The sequence below is a fragment of the Methylopila musalis genome, assembly GCF_042679725.1.
In the GTDB taxonomy this organism is placed as follows: Bacteria; Pseudomonadota; Alphaproteobacteria; order Rhizobiales; family Methylopilaceae; genus Methylopila; species Methylopila musalis.
In genome coordinates, this window is sequence record NZ_JBHTMX010000405.1 from 1 (window position 1) to 775 (window position 775).

Genomic DNA, 775 nt, shown 5'->3' on the forward strand with positions numbered 1-775 from the left:
GTGATCCGCGCCGGCGCGGTCGTGCTCGCCTGCGGCTTCCGGGAGCGGCCTCTCCCCATCACGGGCGCCGATCGGCCGGGCGCCCTGCTCGACGGCGCCGCGCGCGGCCTGCTGCGCCGTCACGCCATCGCGCCGGGCGACCGGGTGGTGGTCGCGACCACCAACGACGAAGGCTACCGTACGGCGATCGATTTCGCCGAGGCCGGCGTCACGGTGGAGATGATCCTCGACGCCCGCGCGGCGCCGGACAACGCCGTGGTCGATCGCGCCAAGGCGCACGGGCTTCCGCTCAGCCTCTCAAGTGTGGCGAGCGGCGTCGTCACCGCCGACGGGTCCGACCGCATCGTGGGCGTCAAGGCCTGCAACGTCGGCGGCGAGGGCGTAGCGGCCGGCCACCGCACCCTGTTCGCGGACGCGCTGGTGGTGTCCGGCGGGCTCGCGCCCCGGCGGGAGCTTGGCGACGCCTTAGGGGCCGACGAGACTCAAGGCCTGTTCCACGCCAGCCGCAGCCCCGATCTCGCCTCGGCCGTCGCGGACGGCGTCGCGGCGGGGCTCGCCGCCGCCCGCCATCTCGGCCGGGACGTGGAGGCGGAGGCGCCGGCCGTCCATGCGTCGCCCGACGCGCCAGACGACGACGACGCCCGCGCAGCCTATGTGGCGCGCCTTGTCGGGGACGCCGATGCGGGCGGCGCGGCCGTCATCGACATCGGCGCCGACGTGACGTTCGAGGATGTGCGGCGCGCGCGGGAGCAGGGCCTGTCCGGCCCGGCGCTGC

The 775-nt window shown here is 76.3% G+C and carries 1 pseudogene; it reads left to right on the plus strand.

Annotated elements, in window-relative coordinates:
• Window positions 1-775, plus strand: a pseudogene (locus tag ACFQ4O_RS17975) (hypothetical protein); the annotation flags it as partial.